Annotated in this window: 2 protein-coding genes; both read right to left on the reverse strand. The window is 65.4% G+C overall.

Features of this window, described 5'->3' with window-relative positions; all coding sequences use genetic code 11:
• Positions 1–981: class I SAM-dependent DNA methyltransferase (locus tag VBE63_RS29545; protein ID WP_323686541.1), on the reverse strand; the 981-nt coding region annotated here is incomplete at its 3' end.
• A 142-nt stretch (positions 982–1,123) separates the two neighbouring features.
• Positions 1,124–1,301, reverse strand: a 178-nt coding sequence (locus VBE63_RS29550; RefSeq protein WP_323686542.1) for a helix-turn-helix domain-containing protein, incomplete at its 5' end; no start/stop codon positions are given.

Raw genomic sequence — 1,301 nt, forward strand, 5'->3', positions numbered from 1 at the left:
GTTCAGGTAGCTGTAGAAGTAGCTGATCCAGATGTAGTTGCCGTTGCCGACCTTGCCCTTCTTGTTGACGCTGGGCAGGCCGAAGGGCAGGCGTGGGTCGGTCTTGATCTTGTCGGCGTCGATCTCGTCCACGTTGAAGGGCGGATTGGCCATCACATAGTCGGCCTTGCCCAGCAGTTCGTGGGGGTCCTCGTAGTAGGTGATGGCCTGCTGGATATCGCCCTCCAGCCCGTGCACCGCCAGGTTCATCTTGGCCAGGCGGATGGTGGTGGGGTTCTTCTCCAGACCGCGGAAGGTGAGCCGCTGGGTGGGACTCTGGCCTTGCTCCTCGACGGTGCGGGCACTCTGCACGAACATGCCGCCGGAACCGCAGGCCAGGTCGAAGACGATGCCGCGCTCCGGGTCGAGGACGTGCGCGATCAGCGAGACCAGCGAGATGGGGGTGAAGAACTCGCCGCCGTCATGGGCCTTTTGGTCGGCGAACTGGGTCAGGAAGTACTCGTAGATGCGCCCGAAGACGTCGCCGGAGACCGCCTTCAGGGCCTCGGGGTTGAGGGTGCGCAGCAGTTGGCCGAGCACCTGGTTGTCCAGTTCCTGGTACTCGCCCTTGGGCAGGACGCCGCGCAGGCCTTCGTAATCGCGCTCGATGGATTCCATGGCGGCGATGATGGCCTTGGCGCGGTCGGCGCTGTCCGGCAGCGCGACCAGGTGGTCGAACTGGGCTTCCTCACGCAGGTAGATGGCGCTCCTCTGAGAGAAGTCGGCCTTGGTCAGCGCGCGGGTCTTGCCGCCGCGGCTCGGCAGTTCGGCGATGATGGCCTCTCGGACGGCCAGGTAGCGGCTGTAGGCATGGCGCAAGAACACCAGGCCCATGACGGGCAGAAAGTATTCGTTGCTGGCGTAGTTGGAGTTGGCGCGCAGGGTGTCCGCGGCGGACCAGAGGCGGCGCTCGATGGCTTCGATATGTTCTAGCTGAGCCAAGGATGATCCTTCGGTTGTTGTCCCCCATAGCCAGCCATTATGGAGCGATCGGGGTCACGGCGGAAGGCAGACGCCACCGATACTGACCGCGCGCGGATAGCGATTGCGGCCTGACGGCGCTCGCGCGCTGAGCGTGATCGCGCTAGATCTCGTCAGCCAGCGCCTGCAGGGCTGCGCGGTTCCGGACCTCGATCCGCTCACCCTCGACGCTGATCACGCCGGCATCGACCAGCCGGCGGGTCACCCGCGACCAGGTCTCGGGTTGAATCGAGAGGCGCGAGGCGAGGACGGCCTTGGTGACCCCGAGCCTGAGCGCGGGC

It is taken from the genome of Lamprobacter sp., assembly GCF_034860625.1.
In the GTDB taxonomy this organism is placed as follows: Bacteria; Pseudomonadota; Gammaproteobacteria; order Chromatiales; family Chromatiaceae; genus Lamprobacter.